Raw genomic sequence first — 16,932 nt, 5'->3', positions numbered from 1 at the left:
AAAATCATGCAGAGCACTTCAGATAGTCCAGCGGTGTCGATTGAAAACTTGCGGGTCGGTTTTGGGGACCGCGCTCACCGTGTTTATCCTGTGGACGGCGTGACTCTCGAGATAGGCACTTCTGAGACGCTAGCCCTCGTCGGGGAATCCGGAAGCGGTAAGACACTCACCGGGCAGTCGCTTGCTCGACTTTTGCCCAAGGACGTCGAAGTGTCGGCGGATAAACTCCGCGTGGTGGGTCAGGAGGTCTTGAGGGCGAATCCGGCGGATCTCCGGGCTATACGTTCCCGCTGCGTCTCTCTGATCTTTCAAGATCCGATGACCGCATTGAACCCGGTCTTCACAGTGCGGAGTCAACTGGCCGCGGTTCTCAAGCAGGCGCGCCCAACGTTGCGAGGCCGGCGCTTGGGAGAAGAAATCGTTAAAGCTTTGCGAGAAGTCGGGATTTCCGATCCTGAAGATCGCTTGCGTGCGTATCCGCATCAACTCTCGGGTGGGCTCCGGCAGCGGGTGATGATTGCGCTTGCGCTCGCTTCGTCCCCTCGTGTTGTGATTGCAGATGAACCGACGACTGCCTTAGATGCATCGATTCATCACCAGATACTGGGGCTCCTGAAGTGGCTCCAGAGGGAACAGCAGATGGCAATGCTCCTCATCACGCACGACTTCAGCGCTGTGGCAGACGTGGCCGATCGCGTTGCAGTAATGTACTCGGGCAAGATTGTTGAAACTGGAAGAACGGCGGACGTCCTTAAACATCCTGCTCATCCATACACACAGATGCTGATCGCGTCGATTCCTGGAAATAGTACGCAGCGCGGAGCATTGCTCCCTGCGATACCAGGCCGAGTTCCGAGGCCCGATAAGCGGCCTACGGGGTGCCACTTTTCAGATCGATGCCCGCTCGTAGCCGAACCGTGTTACACGAGTGCACCCTCGCTGAGCGGCACCGATGACCACCAAGTTGCGTGTTTCAACGCCGGGAAGGGAAGCGCCGCGTGAATCGTGAACTGCTACTCGAAATAGAAGATCTCGAAGTTCGCTTTCCTGAGCGAGGTCGGCTCTTCCGGCAACGCGCACGCGTCGCTGTAGACGGCGTGAGCTGTGAGATCTATAAGGGAGAGGTGCTCGGACTCGTCGGGGAGTCGGGTTCGGGGAAGTCAACGCTTGGGCGAACGCTTCTGGGCCTTCGGGAAGCGCACCGTGGTCGGGTTATGTTCGAAGGGCACGATATTCTTTCGTTGGGGCGCGCAGACACGGCAGCATTGAGGCGAAGGTTTCAGATTGTTTTCCAGGATCCATACTCGTCGTTGAATCCGCGAAAAACAGTCGGCTCTGCGGTATTTGAAGTCCTTCGGCACGTCGAGGGATTGTCAACGGCGGCGGCGTCGAGCCAGACGGACCGCCTCTTCGAATCCGTAGGCATAGACCCTCGAACGAAACACAGATACCCTCACGAATTTTCGGGTGGGCAACGCCAACGAGTTGCCATCGCGCGCGCGCTGGCAACCCAGCCAGAGTTCATCGTTTGTGATGAAGCTGTGTCGGCGCTTGACGTGTCAATCCAAGCCCAGATCCTGAATCTCCTCCTTGAGCTGAAGGCTCAGAACCCCGATTTGACTTTGCTCTTCATCTCGCATGCGCTCAATGTTGTGAAACACGTCAGCGACCGCGTCGCGGTAATGAAAGATGGACGAATCATTGAGTTGCGTCCGACCGATGAACTCTTCAATGATCCGGAAACCGAGTACACGAAACGGCTGGTCTCGCTTTTACCTACGCCAATCGTTCATTGACTCGGAGCTCGCCCGCTTGCCGTTCTCCACGCGAATTTGCCGTCTGGGAGTTGCGCATTGCGGAACTACGCGCGATTCCAGCGTCATTTGTCTCGCGTAGCACATCTGCGAGAGCTTCCGTGTGCTTAAGAAGGTCGGCAGTGTGCAGGGAGAGATGTTGTTGTCGCCCCTGGAGAAGTTTGAATGCGCTCCCACGATGAAAGTGGGCCAAACCCAATCGGCTAAGCTCGATGGCCTTAATACTTTGGTCTTCGTCGTGAACCGCGAGCCAGGCCTTCATGCCGCCGGACGATTCTACCGTAACGCCTCCTGCGCGCAAGGTTTCTACGACGGCGGTATTGCGCCGCTCATACTCCCTTGCCGCGAGCTCGACAGAGTACAGGGAACGACTGTCGGTGAGGTGATTTGCAAGCTGAAGCTGCATTGTTGGGGGGACCCATCGCTCTGAAAGAGTGAGCCCCTTCGCCACGAGTTTCGCTACACGGTTACTCGCTGTCAGTGTCGCGATCCGCAAGTCGTTGCCGTAGGCAAGCGAGTGGTCCTCAATATGCACCACTGACTCACGGAAACCTGCGATATCTACGAGGGTGCTGGCTCTTGCACTTGCGAACAACGATGCTTCAACTTCGACTGCTAGCACGTTGTTGGTAGTTAGAACCGCCGCGGCATTGGCGACCCATTCCTCAGAGACTGTCCGTCCGGTAGGGACCTGAAGAGTTGGTTGATAAATGAATAGCTTGGCTCCGCGTCGGACAGCGGTACCCAACCGTTCAATGCTTGGACCCGAGCCCTCCCACGGCACAGGAATAGCTCGCACTCCCGCGGTTTCGAGAATGTCGAGCAGGCGCGGAGCTGTGGGTGATTCGACGGCCACGTAATCACCTCGCGTCGTGGTCGAACGCACGAGAAGCTCCACAGCATCCAACCAGCCTAAGGTAGCGAGGACGCCAACATGAGAACGGTCTGCGTGGGTCGCGTGCACCTCCTCAAGCGAGGGATGAAGGTGGACCTGGTAGTACGCCCGGGACTTAAGTCCGAGGTGCCGTGGTGCTGCCGGTTCAAGCGGGGCCGGTAGTAGCGATTCGTCGTACAAGGGCAAATGATTCGCCCCGAAGCTGCCAGCAGCGTCTCGGTGTCTGAGCGTGAATGGTCTACGAGCAGGGCCAAGTACGATTGTTCCCTTGCGAGTCTTCGCTTCCGTGAAACCCGCAGAACCGAGCTCAGCCCAAACCTGCCCCACGGACGCAATACTGACGCCCAGCGTCTGAGCGACCTCCCGAGCGGTGGGTAATCGCGTGCCGGGTACCAATTCGCCCGAATCGATGAGTTGAACCAGCAGGTTTTGCAGGTTGCGTCGCTTAGGTTCTCGGACTTGCGATTCGAGCAGATCGAGGATCTCCTCAGTTTCCAGCCGTTGAACATTCGGTGCGTTGTCAGAGCGCATATCTCTCTCAATGGGTGGGCGCGTCCAGCCTTTTCATGAGCTCGTAGCACGCTTGGTTCGGTTTGGCGAGTTCGTCCAGGGATGCGTTCTGCATGGCAAAGTCCGTCACATCAGAGGCTCCCAGGATCAACAAGAAACGTTCAACGAAAGTCAGCCTTGTCCCCATTCCCAGAAGCCTTCGCGTGGATGCTGAATCTAACGCTAATGATGGATGCTGAGGGCCGAAAACTGTGTTGCCCCTCGTTACAGGAACAGAGGCTTCGTGATTTAAGAACCACCCATACCGTGTGTGCCACGGCGTCCCCGGACTTCGTACGTAGTGTCACGGTGCGCTAAGAAGCGACATGCGGGTCTGCAGCGTGTATCGCTGATTTGCATGGCAACCCTATCCAATGACCGCAGGGCGCGGGTCGGAAGACAAAGCGCTTGGCGATATGCCACCGCTTACGAATTTGCTTCGACTTCATTCGACGTCGCACAAGGGGTTGCCGCTGCTCCGTTACGACCGAGGCGGACTCCACTCCCATGCCGCCATTATGGCTCGCGGACTCGGGATCCCCGCCGATGTCGACACCGGCAGAGCTGCTTGTTCTTGGCGATGGCAGCCCAGTCGCCGTCGCCTGGGCCGAGGGCGAGGCCGGTTTGTCGATTTGGGGGCTGCCTCAGTACACGCTGCAGGAAACCGCCTGAACACCATCCCGGTTCCGGCGCCCACTCTTCGGTCAACGCCCCGGCTCCTCGTGGCGGACGCCTCGGGGGAGGGGAGGCACGGTCGCCCATGATGTTCTCCGTTTGGACAGCACATGCATCACCGCCGGGACGCTGGACAGCACCTTGCTGACTCAGTTCCCGGCCCAGCCTCTGGAACGGCGAGGCATCCCGTTCATTACTCACCGTGGTCCAGACACAAAGGTGGTGGCCGGCAACGTCCAGGTCGGCGCCGCCCAGCCTTGACAGATCGTTTTTCCGGCGTCCCTCGCAGCCGCGGCGACTTCTTCGACCTGACATTCGCGCACACCGGACAGCCGGCCCGGCTCCGCTTGCCTCGACCGGTGGTCCAGCAGGGCCGTGCGCACAGGTCAGGCGATGCCGCATGACACTGCGTGCTCTCGAGCGCGCCGCGTTGATCCCGCTTGCCCGCTGCGCCGCGGCAAGTCGCCCACCACCATGCATCCGGCGCTGCAGCTTGGAATTTTTACCGCCAACTTCCGCCGGTGGAGGGGACTTCGAAAGCCTGTCCCTGCCCAGACCGCTGCTGCCGGTCGAGCACAAGTGCTTCAGGCGCACGTCCGTGCCGGTGCGGTCGAGTCAGACATGGCAGGAGCGCCGACTGCGAACCAACTACGCTTGGCTAGTGCTCGATCGAACGGCGCAATGCCGGGGGACCTGTACCGGGTCAACATGATCATGCACGTCAACTCCGCCTCGATGTCCGTGGAGGTAATTTCGGTCACCGTCCTGCAACGGATGGAATGGCACCACTGTGCGGAGCCATGAAAAGGATCTTCCAATGCCTTTACGGATCTGCGTGAGTATTCAGGTTCGTTCAGCAGAGGGCAGCTTTGTTTTGTGCTTGACACGTCGTCCAACACTCTCGGGGAGACAGAGGTTTTCTCGCAATGTGGCGGCCGGGTACTCGTGTGGATAGATTCCGCGCTCCTGCAGGGCCGGCACCAGAAGATCCACGACGTCATCGACTCCATCCGGAAAGGCATGGGGTATTAGGTTTAGCCCGTCAAAGGCATCGGAACGTACGCAATGCGCTAACTGGTCTGCTACGGTGCTTGGCGATCCCACGAAAGCCCGGCGCTGATTGAGGTGCTCCACCAATTGGCGAGAGGTATAGTCACGCTCAGCGGCCAACAGACGCCACTGTCTTGCCTTCACTATGGGGGAGTGCCCAGAATTCACTATGCCATGGCTGCTACTTTGCTTCGTGACAACAGGATCGAATTTAGGCAACTGATGGTCCAGGTCCAGGTCTGTGAGGCTCGTCCCCCACACACTTTCCAGTGTTTGCCGGATTGCCCGGTCATTCAGCGCCAGACCTTTATAGTGGTGTGCTTTGTCAATGGCCTCTGCATCCGATTCCGCCACCACGATGTCTGCTTCGGAGAGAATGACGATGTCGTTCCCCGGTCTGCCGTAGGAACGGGCACGGCGGCGGATGTCCGCGGTGAAGGCAACGGCGTCATCGAATTCGATTCTTTGGGTGAAGACGCCTTCGGCCCTTCGCCCCGCGAAGTCACGTCCTTCATCGGAGTCGCCAGCCTGGAAGTACACAGGCTGGCCCTGCAGGCTCCCGGGTACCTGGGGGGTGGCATCGATGTTAAAGAACTTCCCCTGGCGGCGAACCTGCTGGGGTGCCGCGGACCAAGCCCCTGCCTCGCGGGAACCGGCGATGGAACCGGGAGCGAACCCGTCCCACAGGTCCTGGACGGCTGCCACATAATCCTCGGCATGCGTGTAACGCTCGGAGTTGTGCAGGAATCCGCCGCGCCGGAAGTTCTCGCCGGTCCAGGCGTTGTCCGTGGTCACGATGTTCCACCCGGCCCTGCCGGCGGTCAGCACATCAACCGAAGCAAGTCGCCGCGCCAGGTCCACGGGATCCGAATAGGTGGTGTTCAATGTTGCCACGAGGCCAATGTGCTTGGTCTTCGCGGCCAGGTAGGAGAACAACACCAAAGCGTCAGGCCTGCCGGTGATGGCGATATCGTTCAGTTTCCCGAGGTGCTCGCGCAGCCGCAGGCTTTCGCCGAGGAACACTGTGGAGAAGAGGCCGCGCTCAGCGCTCTGGACAAGCTCGGCGTACTTGTCGAAGTCGTAGTAGTCTTCCAAGCGATCTGTCTTGCTCCAGTCGTAGTTGGGGCTGAAGGGCTGGAAGAGTGCCAGGTGGATGCGGGCGTCGGGGCGTGCGTAATCGATGCTGCTCATGCTGGCTCCTTGCTGGTGGCGATTGAGTTCACGGGCTTGGGCAGGCCCAGGGATTCGCGGAGCGTGCTCCCGGACGTTGGCGGGATGAACACCCCTTCGGCGATGAGGCCCGGGATCACCGCGGAGGCAAGAACCTCAAGGTCGGTGTCCAGCACCGCCGGCAGCAGCCTCACAGCATCCACGACGCCGGAAAGTTCAGTAAGCAGCGCTCGCAGCCCTGCCGCGTTCCCCACAAACCGCAACACGTCCGGCGATGCCGTCCAGGGCGAGGCAGAGTCCAACGCTTGGAGGCGTTCCTGCGCGGGCGAGTCACCGGCGTCGAGCACTATATCCAGGTCCGCGACAACGCGAAGGACGCCCCGCCGTCGTTGTTCTTCCGCGGCAGCAGCGACGCCCGTGACGGTAGCGGCACTGATGACGACGGCGTCAGGAAGTTCCGCCGACAACCCGCCCGGGCGGCCGAACACCACCGGCTGGCCCTGCGGTGGACGGGGCGTGATGGACGGGCCCTTGATGGAAAAGAATTCACCTCTGAAGTCGGCGTAATGGAATTTGTCCAGGTCCAGGAAGCGGTTGTTGGCGGCGTCGGCGATGAACACTCCGTCCTCCCACGTGTCCCAAAGCCGTCGCGTCGCAGCCACTACTTCGGCGCCTTCGCGCTGGACCGCGTCGGGGTCGGCGACAGACCTGGCACCGTAACTGGCCGCAATCGCCGGGGTCTCCCGCACCTCCGCCAGCCAACCCGAACGACCCCTCGACGCCCAATCGAGGCTGCTGAGCTGATTGGCCAGGTGGAACGGTTCGGCGTGGATGGTGTTGACGGCCGGGACCAAACCCAGCCTGTCCGTCGCTGCCGCCACGAACGCGGCGACTTCCACAGTGTCCAGGCGGCCGGTCACGTTCGGGGTTTCCCCGGGGCCGGCGTCCTGGAAAGTGGCGAAGGTGAAACCCGCAGCCTCCGCTTTCGCGGCCACTGCGGCGTACCGCTTTGGTGTCAGGAGCTCCCCCGGTGGGTGGTTGGCGTAGCGCCAGGCGGCGGGATGCGCGCCGTCGCCGTCGAGCTCGATGCCGAGTGCAAACTTGCCCATGAGAATCCCCTACTTCCACATCGCGCGAACGTACTGCTTCTGCCACAACTGTTCCGCCGGCTCGTGCCCAAGTTCATTCGCGGCACGCAAACCAAAGTTGGGGTCCGCCAACCCCGCCCGCCCGACGAACACCGCGTCGGCAGTTCCGGAGGCTACGATCCCTTCCGCTTCCTGCGGTGAGGTGATAAGTCCGACGGCGGCAACCGGAACGTCAGCTTTTGCGCCGATGTGCTGGGCGAGCGGCACTTGATAGCCCGGGCCCAACGGAATATCGGCGGGGAGGAGACCGCCGCTGGAGACGTCCACCAGATCGACTCCGTGCTCCCTGAGCCAGCCACTGACCTCCGCGGTGTCGTGGATGGTGAGCCCGTTGTCCAGCCAATCCGTTGCCGAAAGACGGACAAACAAAGACGGACCTGTGTTACCCAGAACCTCACGGATCGCGTCCACTACCTGCAGCAGAAGCCGAGCCCTGTTCCGGAGCGAGCCGCCGTACTGGTCGGTGCGATCGTTGGAAAGCGGCGAGAGGAAGGAATGCAGGAGAAAGCCGTGCCCTGCCTGGATTTCGACGACGTCGAACCCGGCACCCCGGGCGCGTACGGCACTGGCAGCGAAATCCGCGACGATCCCTTGAAGCTCCGCTTCGGTGGCTTCCGTTGGTTCGGGTGATCCCGGGAAGGCCGTTCGCGAGGCCGAGACCGGCGTCCAGCCGCCATCCTCGATCGGCAAGGCGCCCGCCTCGGCGTCCCACGGCGTGCGCAGGGATGCCTTCCGGCCAGCATGGGACAGTTGGATACCGATCCGGGCGCCGCGCTCATGAACGAAATCGACGATGCCCTGCCAAGCCTGCTCCTGACGGTCATTCCAAAGGCCGGTGTCTGCCAAGGAAATCCGCGCTTGAGGGCAGATTGCTGTGGCCTCTGCAAAGATCAGTCCGAACCCGCCCGATGCCCTTGCGCCGACGTGGACCAAGTGCCACTGCCCGGGCACGCCGTCTTCGGCGGAGTACTGGCACATAGGAGAAAGCCATAATCTGTTCCGGAAGGTCTGACGTCCGAGAGTAATAGGTGCAAATAGGCTCATATTCGCTCGAGACTGGGGCGTACAAGGGGTTGTGCTGCTTTCATGTGTAATCTCCACTTCAGAAAATGAGACACCAACCTGAGCCCACGTATGGTTGGCCCAAGCGAGTCCTGATGAGGTACATCCATTTCCGAGCCTGTAAGACCAAGAAGGCTCTGGTGGACCTGCGACTGCAGATTTGACGATTAGCTGAACGTATGGGAACTACGTTTTTTGCACAACTCCGTTGATCTTGGGCGTTATCTAACGAAACAAGAGACCTGTAGAATTTGCCTTCACTCCTTAACAATTGTTGTGAACGTCTCAAATCTGAAGTGTTGTTACGTCGATTCTCGAGCCGTATTCTGACCTATAATTTAAAGGGGGTTTCCTCGAAGTAGCCAAGTGTTCGTGATTCAATTGTCATTGGCCCAGGTTGGACAGCTATAGCCCATCGGATGGTTGCTACCGTGCAGTCGGAATCCAAATCTCAGGACTCGTTCAGCAGCGGTGCATCGTCCGGACTCACGCGTCGATGTGACCTCGGGATAAAGCTTGCCCGTGCAACTATTAAGCTATGTCTGGGTGAATTTCACTCCATCCATCTGTTCTGAGCTTCAGTACTCGGGCCAGGGGCTTGTCGTCTGGCGGAATGTTCAAAGCCTAACTTCCGGCCTTATTGGCTGACTGGCAGGAGTCGTGCATATCAGTAGCGGAGGATTCAGTTGGCGGAGAGCTCGGTGGTTGTTCAGGACCTCAGAGACGGTTCCTTCGATGACCCGCCCCACTAAACGGCGGTCGTTCGGAGCTCTCGTTTGGTAATACTGGAAATCGCCTATGAGTCCGATCCACCGATTCATACCCCGCGACTCACTGCAACAGCCGTTAGGCCCCGCGTGGCGCCGAAGGTTATGTCGCCGAAATTTTAGCAGTGGCTCATTTAGCCAAATAGATATCGATCAGGTAGTCGTCAGATCGCGCGCTTAGGCGCGAGAGCGGGTCCTTGACCGCCAGCCCTGACAGCGGCGCGCACCACGGACACAGGTTTGGTGAATGGCTCCAACGACCGACAAACTGCTAAGCACCTAAAGCTGTGGCCGGGCTGACCACCCACTAGAGGGTTGTGAAAGAAGAGCCTCTATGAGCAAACTTTCTCGGCACTAAGAACTGCAATCACCTGCGGCGAACTGGAGCTTTGACGCCATCTGGTCAAGCGGAATTGACTGGGGTGCTGCCGGATATCATTGGCACCGTCGTGATTCCTCCGTCAATCGGGGCGAGGCCCTATTATCTGCCGGATGGCGTGGGAGGCTGTTGTCCGACACCTAGATAAAGGAGGAATCGTCGACATCTACGGAAAGCCCGAAGCCCAGGAATCGCCCGTTGCCGGGTCGGTAACACGTCGTCAAATCTCCGCATCAATGCATAAATTCATACAACACGGCCGCCTCTGTCGGCTTGGACGCTCAGTTTGCGGATCTGAACTTGCACCGGATACTCTCCAGCCTCCGGGAAACACGGCGCTCCTGCACTCTTAGGAGTCTTCGGAGGGCTGCGTTCGGGTGTGCATCATGTACGCGGGCCGAGGAAAGGCATTGAGGAGCATGGGCATCGCCAGAGATCTGGACATGGTTATTGCTAGTACAAATGGCGGTGCCGGCTTTGCACGCATTACGTTCCATGAGCACCTGGACAACGCCGCGGCCGCGCTTGCCTCATAGGGAACGTGGGATGAAGCCTGGATCTGAGGCGCGGCGTCGTTCATCTAACGGATGGGCGGGTTTGGCGAGCTGCGTTTGATCTAGACCGTCAGCTCGGACGATCCCCAGCTAATCGCGCGAATGATGGGGATCAAGGTGTCCATGCCACGTCGCCTGTGCTCCTCCAAGGCCCGGTAGGCCGCTTCGGGCTTACGGCTAATAATCGCGTCAACAATCTTCCTATGATCCTCGTTAGAGCGGGCTGGCCAGGGCCGCAGCTCGACAGTCAGCAGTCTCGCTCTGTGCGATTGCTCCATCACCGTCGCGGCGGCTCTCCAAAGGTGGTGGTTCCCACAGGAGATGAGAAAACTCGAATGAAGTGCGTTGTCGCTATCAGCCCACATGTGCAGATCGCCATTTTCCAATGCACTCTCACAGACCGCACATGCCTCTAAGAGCTCCTCGTCAATGCTGTCCCGGCCTCGCTCGCGACTGGCCAGGCGGACCACGGCGGCGCCTTCGAGTGCTAGTAATGTCTCGTACACCTTCTCGATGTCTTTGGGGTCTATCGCGGCGATGACCACACCGCTGCGGGGAGTAATGATTACCCAGCCGTCCACCTCAAGACGTGCCACCGCTTGGTGAACCGGCGTGCGGCTCATTCCCAGCTTACGGGCCAACTGAGCTTCTGACACTGTAGATCCGGGCCGGAGCTGCCCGCGAATGACAGCGTTTTTGATGACCCGATAGGCGCGCTCTGCGTTCGACTCGGATGGCAGTTCTTGATCCTCTGCTGTCGTGGCGACCGGGAGGGCCCCAAGTGCACTATCTGGTCCTGCCAACGTTCCTCCTATGAGCACCCTGTGGGTGTGAACGACTCTAGGGGCCGCTCACACGCGCAGAGAATGGATTGGGGTGTTACAAGCTTAGGATGCCAACTGGAATTCCTCAATGTTCTCTACCGAATAAGACCTTGGTATTCCAGCTGGAATACCAAATTGGTCCCAGTGTCGGACCTGTCCTTTACTGAAGTCCCTCAGAGCTCGTTTCCATAGTCCGGGCAACGACGAACATTGTCGATTCATTCATTGGCTTGGCGCCGATTTGCATTCCGATGCCCGCCCCCGCGACGTCTCTGCCCCAAGGGATTGTGATGACAGGGAACCCGGAAAGGTTATATGGACAGGTGAGAGCCGTAAGCGCGGATGCCACATCGACCGTGGCGGTGCCAAGAGTTGCCGTGGTTGACCCGACCCGAGGAGCTGCGACGGGGATCGTCGGCCATGCAAGCACGTCGCAAGTTTCCAGCGCTACATGCATGTCTTTGGCAATCCATCGCCGGATTTGTTGCGCTCGGACGTAGTCCGTCGCCGATCGGAACATACCCATTTCGAGCCGCAACCGCACATCGTCGGGAAGCGCTGCCGCGCTTTCGCGCAGCAAGTCGTGGTTGGAGACGAATGCATCGGGAGCAATGGTTGCCCCCTGGCTAAGAGCCGCAAACTCCAGGGATGGCATTTTAACGTCTACGACTCTTCCGCCTAACTGCTTGACCAAGCCCTCGAAAGACTCCCAGGCTGAAGCGATTTGTTGGTCCAGGAGCGGCGTCAACCAGGATCGCGGAACACCAATTCTTGTCCCCTGCAAATCCGTCGCCCTCCAGGGCAGGGCAGGGGAGGTTTCCCCGGTTAGGACCCGGAAGATGCGCGCCACTTGATCTACAGTACGGCCGATGGGCCCCACGTGATCCAATGTTGGTGAGACAGGATGAACCCCAACCGTGGAGATCCTTCCGAACGTAGGTTTTAGGCCCACAACCCCGCACAGTGACGAGGGGATCCGGATCGACCCCCCGGTATCCGTTCCTAGGGAGAAGTCCACAATTCCGGCAGCAACTGCAGCGGCAGAGCCCCCGCTGGAGCCGCCTACTATCTGGTCTCTGGCCAAGGGATTGACGACAGGCCCGTTCAGGCTGCCTGCTCCTGATGCTCCAAAGGCCAGTAGTTGCAGATTTGCCATCCCTATGACTGTGGCGCCCTGCTCAATCAGTCTCGCCACAGCCGGTGCGTCAGACGAGCTAGGTGGCTTCCGGAAAGCCTTTGTACCCGCCGTCATGGCGTGTCCTGCAACAGCGATAATGTCTTTGACGGCAAACGTCTCGCCGGCGAGGGCAAGGTTCTCTCCAGCGCCTCGCCGGCGGTCGGCCACAGCTGCATCTCGATGTGCTCGATCGGGAAGAAGGGCTGTGAATGCGTTCAGGTCGCTGTGGGCAGCGGCCCGTTCGAGCGCCGATTCGACTGCTTCCATCGCACGCGGCTTGTCGTCGGTGGTGGAAATATCGTTTCCCATTCCACTTGACTTCTGCTCTGATCCGCCTGGGAGCTCGCCAAGAGTGTCGGCGGCGGTCTCGAGAGGTAGAGGCGCATCACGAAGCTGGACGCTGCGCATACGGTCGCGTTCAAGTTGCTCCAGCCACACCTGTAGGCGTCCATCCCGCGAAAGGCCATGGAAGTCAGCCACCGCGGCAACTGACTCTTGCGTCCAGATCACCCGAGTTCACCATCCTTTTTCCAGTCATCACTTCCGTTGGCCGACCGGTCTTCGCCGGCCAACGCTGCCCTCTTTGCCCGGTCGTGCTGGGAACGCACTCCCCGCCTGGCGTTATTCACTCTTTAGGTACGAGCTGCGGAACCAGTCGTTAACCTGGTCGCTGCTGGCGAACCAGACATTCTCGTGACTGGCAATGTGCGACAACGCTCTCCTCAGGTGCTTGGAACGGAAAGCCTGTCCGGCAACAAAGGGATGAAGTGCGATTGGCATGACCCGGGGGGCTCTTGTGCCTTCTTCGTAGAGGACATCAAATTGATCGATGATCATGTCGCCGAATTCCTCCGCGGACAGCCCGATGTTCAGGACAGCTGGGATGTCATTGATTTCCAGTGTGTATGGAACAGAGATCAGCGAGCCTGTGCGCGTGTTAAACCGGAAGGGAAGGTCGTCGGATGTGAAGTCACACAGATACTCCACGCCCAGCTCTGCGAGGACATTTGGTGTGTTGAAAGTTTCCGTGAGGAAGGGCCCCAGCCAACCCCTGACAGGTGTACCCGTGGCCTGGCGAATCCGCTCAAGTGTAAGGGATATGAGCTTCCGCTCACTGTCTTCACTTAGACCCGAGAGGAAGCCATCCTTGGTGTTATTAATGCTGTGGCCAATCCAGCACCAGCCCCGTTTTAGCCCTTCTTCAATGATCTGCGGGTATTCGTCCACAATATCGGCGTTGAGGCAGATCGATGCGGGAGCGCCCACCTCCTCCAAGGCTGCAGCGATTCGCCATAGCCCAACGCGGTTGCCGTAGTCGCGCCAGCCGTAATTAAGCGGGTCCGGGCTAAATCCGGTGGTTCCGGGCACGAGTGCCGTGCCGGCCACGTCATAAGGAAAGTGCTCGATGTTGATGTACGGGACTACGGCAATCTGTGCGTCATCAGGCATCTGAAGCGGTGCACGATGCACGATCGGCTCGTAGTCGTAATGTGATGTCTGCGTCTTACTCATGAGACGAAACCCTTTCTATGGGCGCTAATACAGGCTTATCAGTGGAAATCCTGCTGCGATCCACCGGAGCGGGAGTGATTGTATTCTGCAGTTCAATTGGTGTGTGCTCATGTACCGAGCTGGGTGGCGAGGTCGGTCAGGTCATTGGCTACATAGTCAAACGATTCCATGCCCTCCACGTCCAGCTCCACTCCGGGACCGTGCTCGAGCGGCCGCAGGATGAAGGCTGTTTTGATCCCTAGCCCTCGCACGGCACGCAGTTCGTCGGCATGTGCCGCGACCATGAGCAACTCTTCCGGCTTAAGGCGAAGCAGCTCGAGCGCCATCTGGTAGGGGCGGGGGTCGGGCTTATAAGCGCCGCACAGTTCGGCGGACAAGATGACATCCCATGGCAGGCCTGCGTGACGGGCCATGTCGGTGAGCATCCTCACATTTCCGTTTGACATCGTTCCGATGATAAATCGGCTCCGGAGGCGGGTTAGGCCGGGAACACTGTCGCCCCACGGGATCAGCTTCGTCCAGACTCCAGCCAGCTCTTCATAGGCATCTGCCGGAAGTTCGTTGAGGCCAAATTTGGGAGTAAGCGTGTACAGCGCCTGCCGGTAGATGTCATCAACATTGACCCACGCGTCGTTCGCTTCCATGGCGGCATCCATGCCGGGACGGTAAGCGTCCCGCCATTCATCGGCGAACGTAGCCCAGTCCACCTGGACCCCGGTCCGTTGGGTGATATCAGCACCCAGAGTTGTTATCGAACGGCGGTAATCAACGACTGTCCCAAACACGTCAAAGGTCAAGGCCTTGATCTGTTGGGGTGAAGTTTCTGGGTACATGTCCTTTGTCAATGCAGTTCCTGATTCTGTGACTTGCCAATGTATGGCCCGGGGGTTTCGTTGAAAAGGCCCCGATTGAAGGTTCTAATGCGCTTGTAGTGTTTTCGCGACGTGCGTCCGAAGTTTTCCGCCTGTTGGCGCCGTTACATCGGCCAGCGCACTGTCATGCCACCGTCAACGACGAGTTGCTGTCCGGTAATGAATGATGCGTCGTCACTCGTTAGGAACCGGATACCACGTGCCACTTCGTCGGGATCCCCGACACGGCCCCAGGGAATGATGCTGGCAGCCTGGTCGAGGCCTTGGGCGCCGAGGGAATTCACCTCATCGAGGGTCTGAGGCGTACGAATCAGGCCGGGAATCATGGCGTTAACACGGATGCCGCGGGGCGCAAGTTCAACCGCGAGGGACTTCACCATGCCGATCACTCCGGCTTTGGCGGCTCCGTAGTGGCTGTTCTCCTTCCAACCGAAGATTGGCCCCAGGAAGGACGAGACAGCAACTAATGATCCCGGCCCGTCCATGGCCTGAGAAGCGGCGCGGAACGTCCGCATGACGCCCGTGAGGTCGATTTCAAGTAGGCCGTTCCACATGTCATCGGTCATGTCGCCGATCGCGGACCGGTGAATGTTCGCAGCACCTGCTACAGCAATGTCCAGTCGTCCGAAACGCGTAACTGCTGCGTGAATCAGGGCGTCGACAGAGTCGCTATCCCTGACGTCAACGTCGACTGCAATTGCTTCTCCACCTTCAGCTTCGACCTCCGCTAACACTTTGCGCACATCATGGGGATCACGTGCAAAGTAGCCCAGCACGACTTTGGTCCCGGCCCGGGCGTACGCGGAAGCCAACGCGCGACCGATGCCACTCGCGGCACCAGTGATCACCGCGACCTTTCCATCTAGACCGTCATCGCGGCGGCTTCGGACTGCTGATTGAGACTGGTTTTCGATCATCGATTTTCCTTAAGGGTTGAGGATCTTTGTGTGATTAGTTGTGGTGCTGCACGACGCGCTTGGTACCGAACAGGAGCAGGACTGACAGGCCAAGGAACAGAGAACCGGCGAAGAGTGCCGCGGCGGTCATGGAGTAGCCCAACGATAGTGCAAGGGTGAGCAAGGCAGAACCGAGCATTGCACCTATGGGGCCCATAATGTGGGCCAGATTCATGCTCATGCCGCGTACGTGAGCGGGGGTTGCTTCACCCATGTAGAACATGAGTGCGGAAACCGGACCGATGAAGAAGAAGAGGACCAGTGCGTACAACGCGATGACGAACTCGGGGCTTGAAGGTCCCAGCAGCAGAATGACGGTCAGTATGGTTGCGATGGACCAGCCCAAGATCACGGTCCTGCGTCGGTTGAAGTGGTCACCCAGCCAGCCGTGGAAGATGTATCCGGCAAAACCTGCCGCGTTGGCAATCAGGAGAATCAGCAGGGCGTTGTCGAAGGAGACGCCTTTGGCTGCAGTGAGGACTGTCGTGCCGAGAACTGCGAAGACCTGCACTGGCATCCAAAAGAACAGCCAAATCAGGAGCATGCAGATAGTGTGCCTACGCAGGCCGGGGACGAACAGTTCACGGATATGCGGTTTATGTGAGCCGATCGGCAGTTCGTAGGCAGCTTCAAGGGCGTCGGCTTGCTCGTTGTGGCCTTCGTGACGAAGGTGCCGGACCCGCTTCAGTGCACGGAAAACAGGCGATTCGGGGAGCCGTGTGGCGGCCAGAGCAACAATAACGGATGGGACCATAGCCAGGACAAAGCACCAGCGCCACCCGACGATAGGCAGTAGCCACGCTGTCAGGCCTGCTGCCAGCATGGCACCAACGGGCCAGCCGCTCTGGACGAGACCGTAGAGGAATCCCCGGCGCTTCGACTTGCCATACATCTCATTGAGGTAGACAGAGTTGACAACTTCTTCCGAATAGCCAAGGCCTGAGAAAGCACGAACGAGGATAAGGGAGAGCGGACCGACAACCAAGCCTGTCGCTCCGGAACAAAGGGCGGCGCCCATGACGGTGATGATCAGAGCCGGCTTACGACCAAAGCGGTCAAGAAGAGGCCCAACAGCAAGCGAAACGACAAGCGTCCCCAGGGTGACCCAAGTGACGATCGTTGTGGATTCTGTCAGTGTCCACCCAAACTCTTCCGACAGAACCGGCAGTAGGGTGCCGAACAGAGTGAAGTCATAGACGGAGAACACCCAAGCAAGGAAGCACACCAGGGTGATCTTGGCCAGTGTGCGCCCGGACGATGAAGGCGGGGGCACAGGTGGGACGTGGTCTTGCTGGCGCCTGGCGCCGGTCTGTACCGACAAGGGCTGGGAATCAGACATATCTGCTCCTTATTGTTACTGGGGGTAGCCTGGCGGCTGGGGGTGGTGGTGATCCGGCTCACGTACTACCATGGTGGCATACCACCTTGCATGTCAACAAGAGTGTAAGTGGATCCATATCATGGTGGCGCCTGCTCTCGTCATTAAGAGGGCTGGTAACTTACCTCGGATACCACGCGGTGAGGCTTG

General features: G+C 59.2%; 14 protein-coding genes and 2 pseudogenes. 4 read left to right on the top strand and 12 right to left on the bottom strand.

Annotation, left to right across the window (positions count from 1 at the left end; genetic code table 11):
* Positions 1-6 precede the first annotated feature (6 nt).
* Positions 7-1,002 (top strand): ABC transporter ATP-binding protein, encoded by a 996-nt coding sequence (locus ACIPY2_RS05990; RefSeq protein WP_400265450.1) that lies wholly within the window; start codon positions 7-9, stop codon positions 1,000-1,002.
* The gene (locus ACIPY2_RS05985; protein WP_400265449.1) at positions 999-1,796 is read left to right on the top strand and encodes an ATP-binding cassette domain-containing protein; all 798 of its coding nucleotides are present in this window, start codon (positions 999-1,001) and stop codon (positions 1,794-1,796) included. Before ACIPY2_RS05990 ends, ACIPY2_RS05985 begins: the two co-directional genes overlap by 4 nt.
* Here the strand turns inward: ACIPY2_RS05985 and ACIPY2_RS05980 are convergent.
* The 3 genes and pseudogenes from ACIPY2_RS05980 to ACIPY2_RS05970 form a co-directional block, all read right to left on the bottom strand.
* On the bottom strand, positions 1,777-2,670 hold the full coding sequence (locus tag ACIPY2_RS05980) for a hypothetical protein (protein ID WP_400265765.1): 894 nt from the start codon (positions 2,668-2,670) through the stop codon (positions 1,777-1,779). The genes ACIPY2_RS05985 and ACIPY2_RS05980 overlap by 20 nt on opposite strands.
* A gap of 306 nt (positions 2,671-2,976) precedes the next feature.
* Positions 2,977-3,240 (bottom strand): annotated as a pseudogene (locus ACIPY2_RS05975) (GntR family transcriptional regulator); the annotation flags it as partial.
* Between the two features lie 7 nt (positions 3,241-3,247).
* The gene (locus tag ACIPY2_RS05970; RefSeq protein ID WP_400265448.1) at positions 3,248-3,406 is read right to left on the bottom strand and encodes a hypothetical protein; all 159 of its coding nucleotides are present in this window, start codon (positions 3,404-3,406) and stop codon (positions 3,248-3,250) included.
* Positions 3,407-3,632: 226 nt separating this feature from the next.
* Here ACIPY2_RS05970 and ACIPY2_RS05965 point away from each other — a divergent pair.
* A pseudogene (locus ACIPY2_RS05965) lies at positions 3,633-3,788 on the top strand (hypothetical protein); the annotation flags it as partial.
* Positions 3,789-3,804: 16 nt separating this feature from the next.
* A complete protein-coding gene (locus ACIPY2_RS05960; RefSeq protein WP_400265764.1) occupies positions 3,805-3,930 on the top strand; it encodes a hypothetical protein in 126 nt (41 codons plus the stop codon).
* Between the two features lie 846 nt (positions 3,931-4,776).
* On the opposite strand, the gene ACIPY2_RS05955 is transcribed toward ACIPY2_RS05960, so the two are convergent.
* The 9 genes from ACIPY2_RS05955 to ACIPY2_RS05915 form a co-directional block, all read right to left on the bottom strand.
* Complete coding sequence (locus ACIPY2_RS05955) at positions 4,777-6,174, bottom strand: NtaA/DmoA family FMN-dependent monooxygenase (RefSeq protein ID WP_400265447.1); 1,398 nt, start codon at positions 6,172-6,174, stop codon at positions 4,777-4,779.
* Positions 6,171-7,262, bottom strand: coding sequence for an LLM class flavin-dependent oxidoreductase (locus ACIPY2_RS05950; RefSeq protein WP_400265446.1), 1,092 nt, complete (start codon positions 7,260-7,262; stop codon positions 6,171-6,173). The genes ACIPY2_RS05955 and ACIPY2_RS05950 overlap by 4 nt, the downstream gene beginning before the upstream one ends.
* Before the next feature lie 9 nt (positions 7,263-7,271).
* Positions 7,272-8,345 carry an NADH:flavin oxidoreductase/NADH oxidase gene (locus tag ACIPY2_RS05945; protein WP_400265445.1) on the bottom strand — a complete coding sequence of 358 codons (1,074 nt, stop codon included), beginning with the start codon at positions 8,343-8,345 and terminating at the stop codon, positions 7,272-7,274.
* A 1,780-nt stretch (positions 8,346-10,125) separates the two neighbouring features.
* Positions 10,126-10,884: a GntR family transcriptional regulator gene (locus tag ACIPY2_RS05940; protein ID WP_400265444.1), complete on the bottom strand. Its 759-nt coding sequence runs from the start codon at positions 10,882-10,884 to the stop codon at positions 10,126-10,128.
* 163 nt (positions 10,885-11,047) lie between these two features.
* On the bottom strand, positions 11,048-12,574 hold the full coding sequence (locus ACIPY2_RS05935; RefSeq protein WP_400265443.1) for an amidase: 1,527 nt from the start codon (positions 12,572-12,574) through the stop codon (positions 11,048-11,050).
* A gap of 111 nt (positions 12,575-12,685) precedes the next feature.
* Positions 12,686-13,576: a polysaccharide deacetylase family protein gene (locus tag ACIPY2_RS05930; protein WP_400265442.1), complete on the bottom strand. Its 891-nt coding sequence runs from the start codon at positions 13,574-13,576 to the stop codon at positions 12,686-12,688.
* A 107-nt stretch (positions 13,577-13,683) separates the two neighbouring features.
* On the bottom strand, positions 13,684-14,421 hold the full coding sequence (locus tag ACIPY2_RS05925) for a haloacid dehalogenase type II (protein WP_400265441.1): 738 nt from the start codon (positions 14,419-14,421) through the stop codon (positions 13,684-13,686).
* A 131-nt stretch (positions 14,422-14,552) separates the two neighbouring features.
* Positions 14,553-15,296, bottom strand: a complete 744-nt coding sequence (locus ACIPY2_RS05920; RefSeq protein WP_400265440.1) for an SDR family NAD(P)-dependent oxidoreductase — start codon at positions 15,294-15,296, stop codon at positions 14,553-14,555.
* 103 nt (positions 15,297-15,399) lie between these two features.
* On the bottom strand, positions 15,400-16,743 hold the full coding sequence (locus tag ACIPY2_RS05915) for an MFS transporter (protein ID WP_400265439.1): 1,344 nt from the start codon (positions 16,741-16,743) through the stop codon (positions 15,400-15,402).
* Positions 16,744-16,932: the final 189 nt, after the last annotated feature.

Origin of the sequence: Paenarthrobacter sp. NPDC089675, from assembly GCF_044749185.1 — a bacterium.
Lineage (GTDB): Bacteria > Actinomycetota > Actinomycetes > Actinomycetales > Micrococcaceae > Arthrobacter.
The sequence above is the reverse complement of the archived record's forward strand: the minus strand, read 5'-3'. Positions and strand labels throughout refer to the sequence as shown.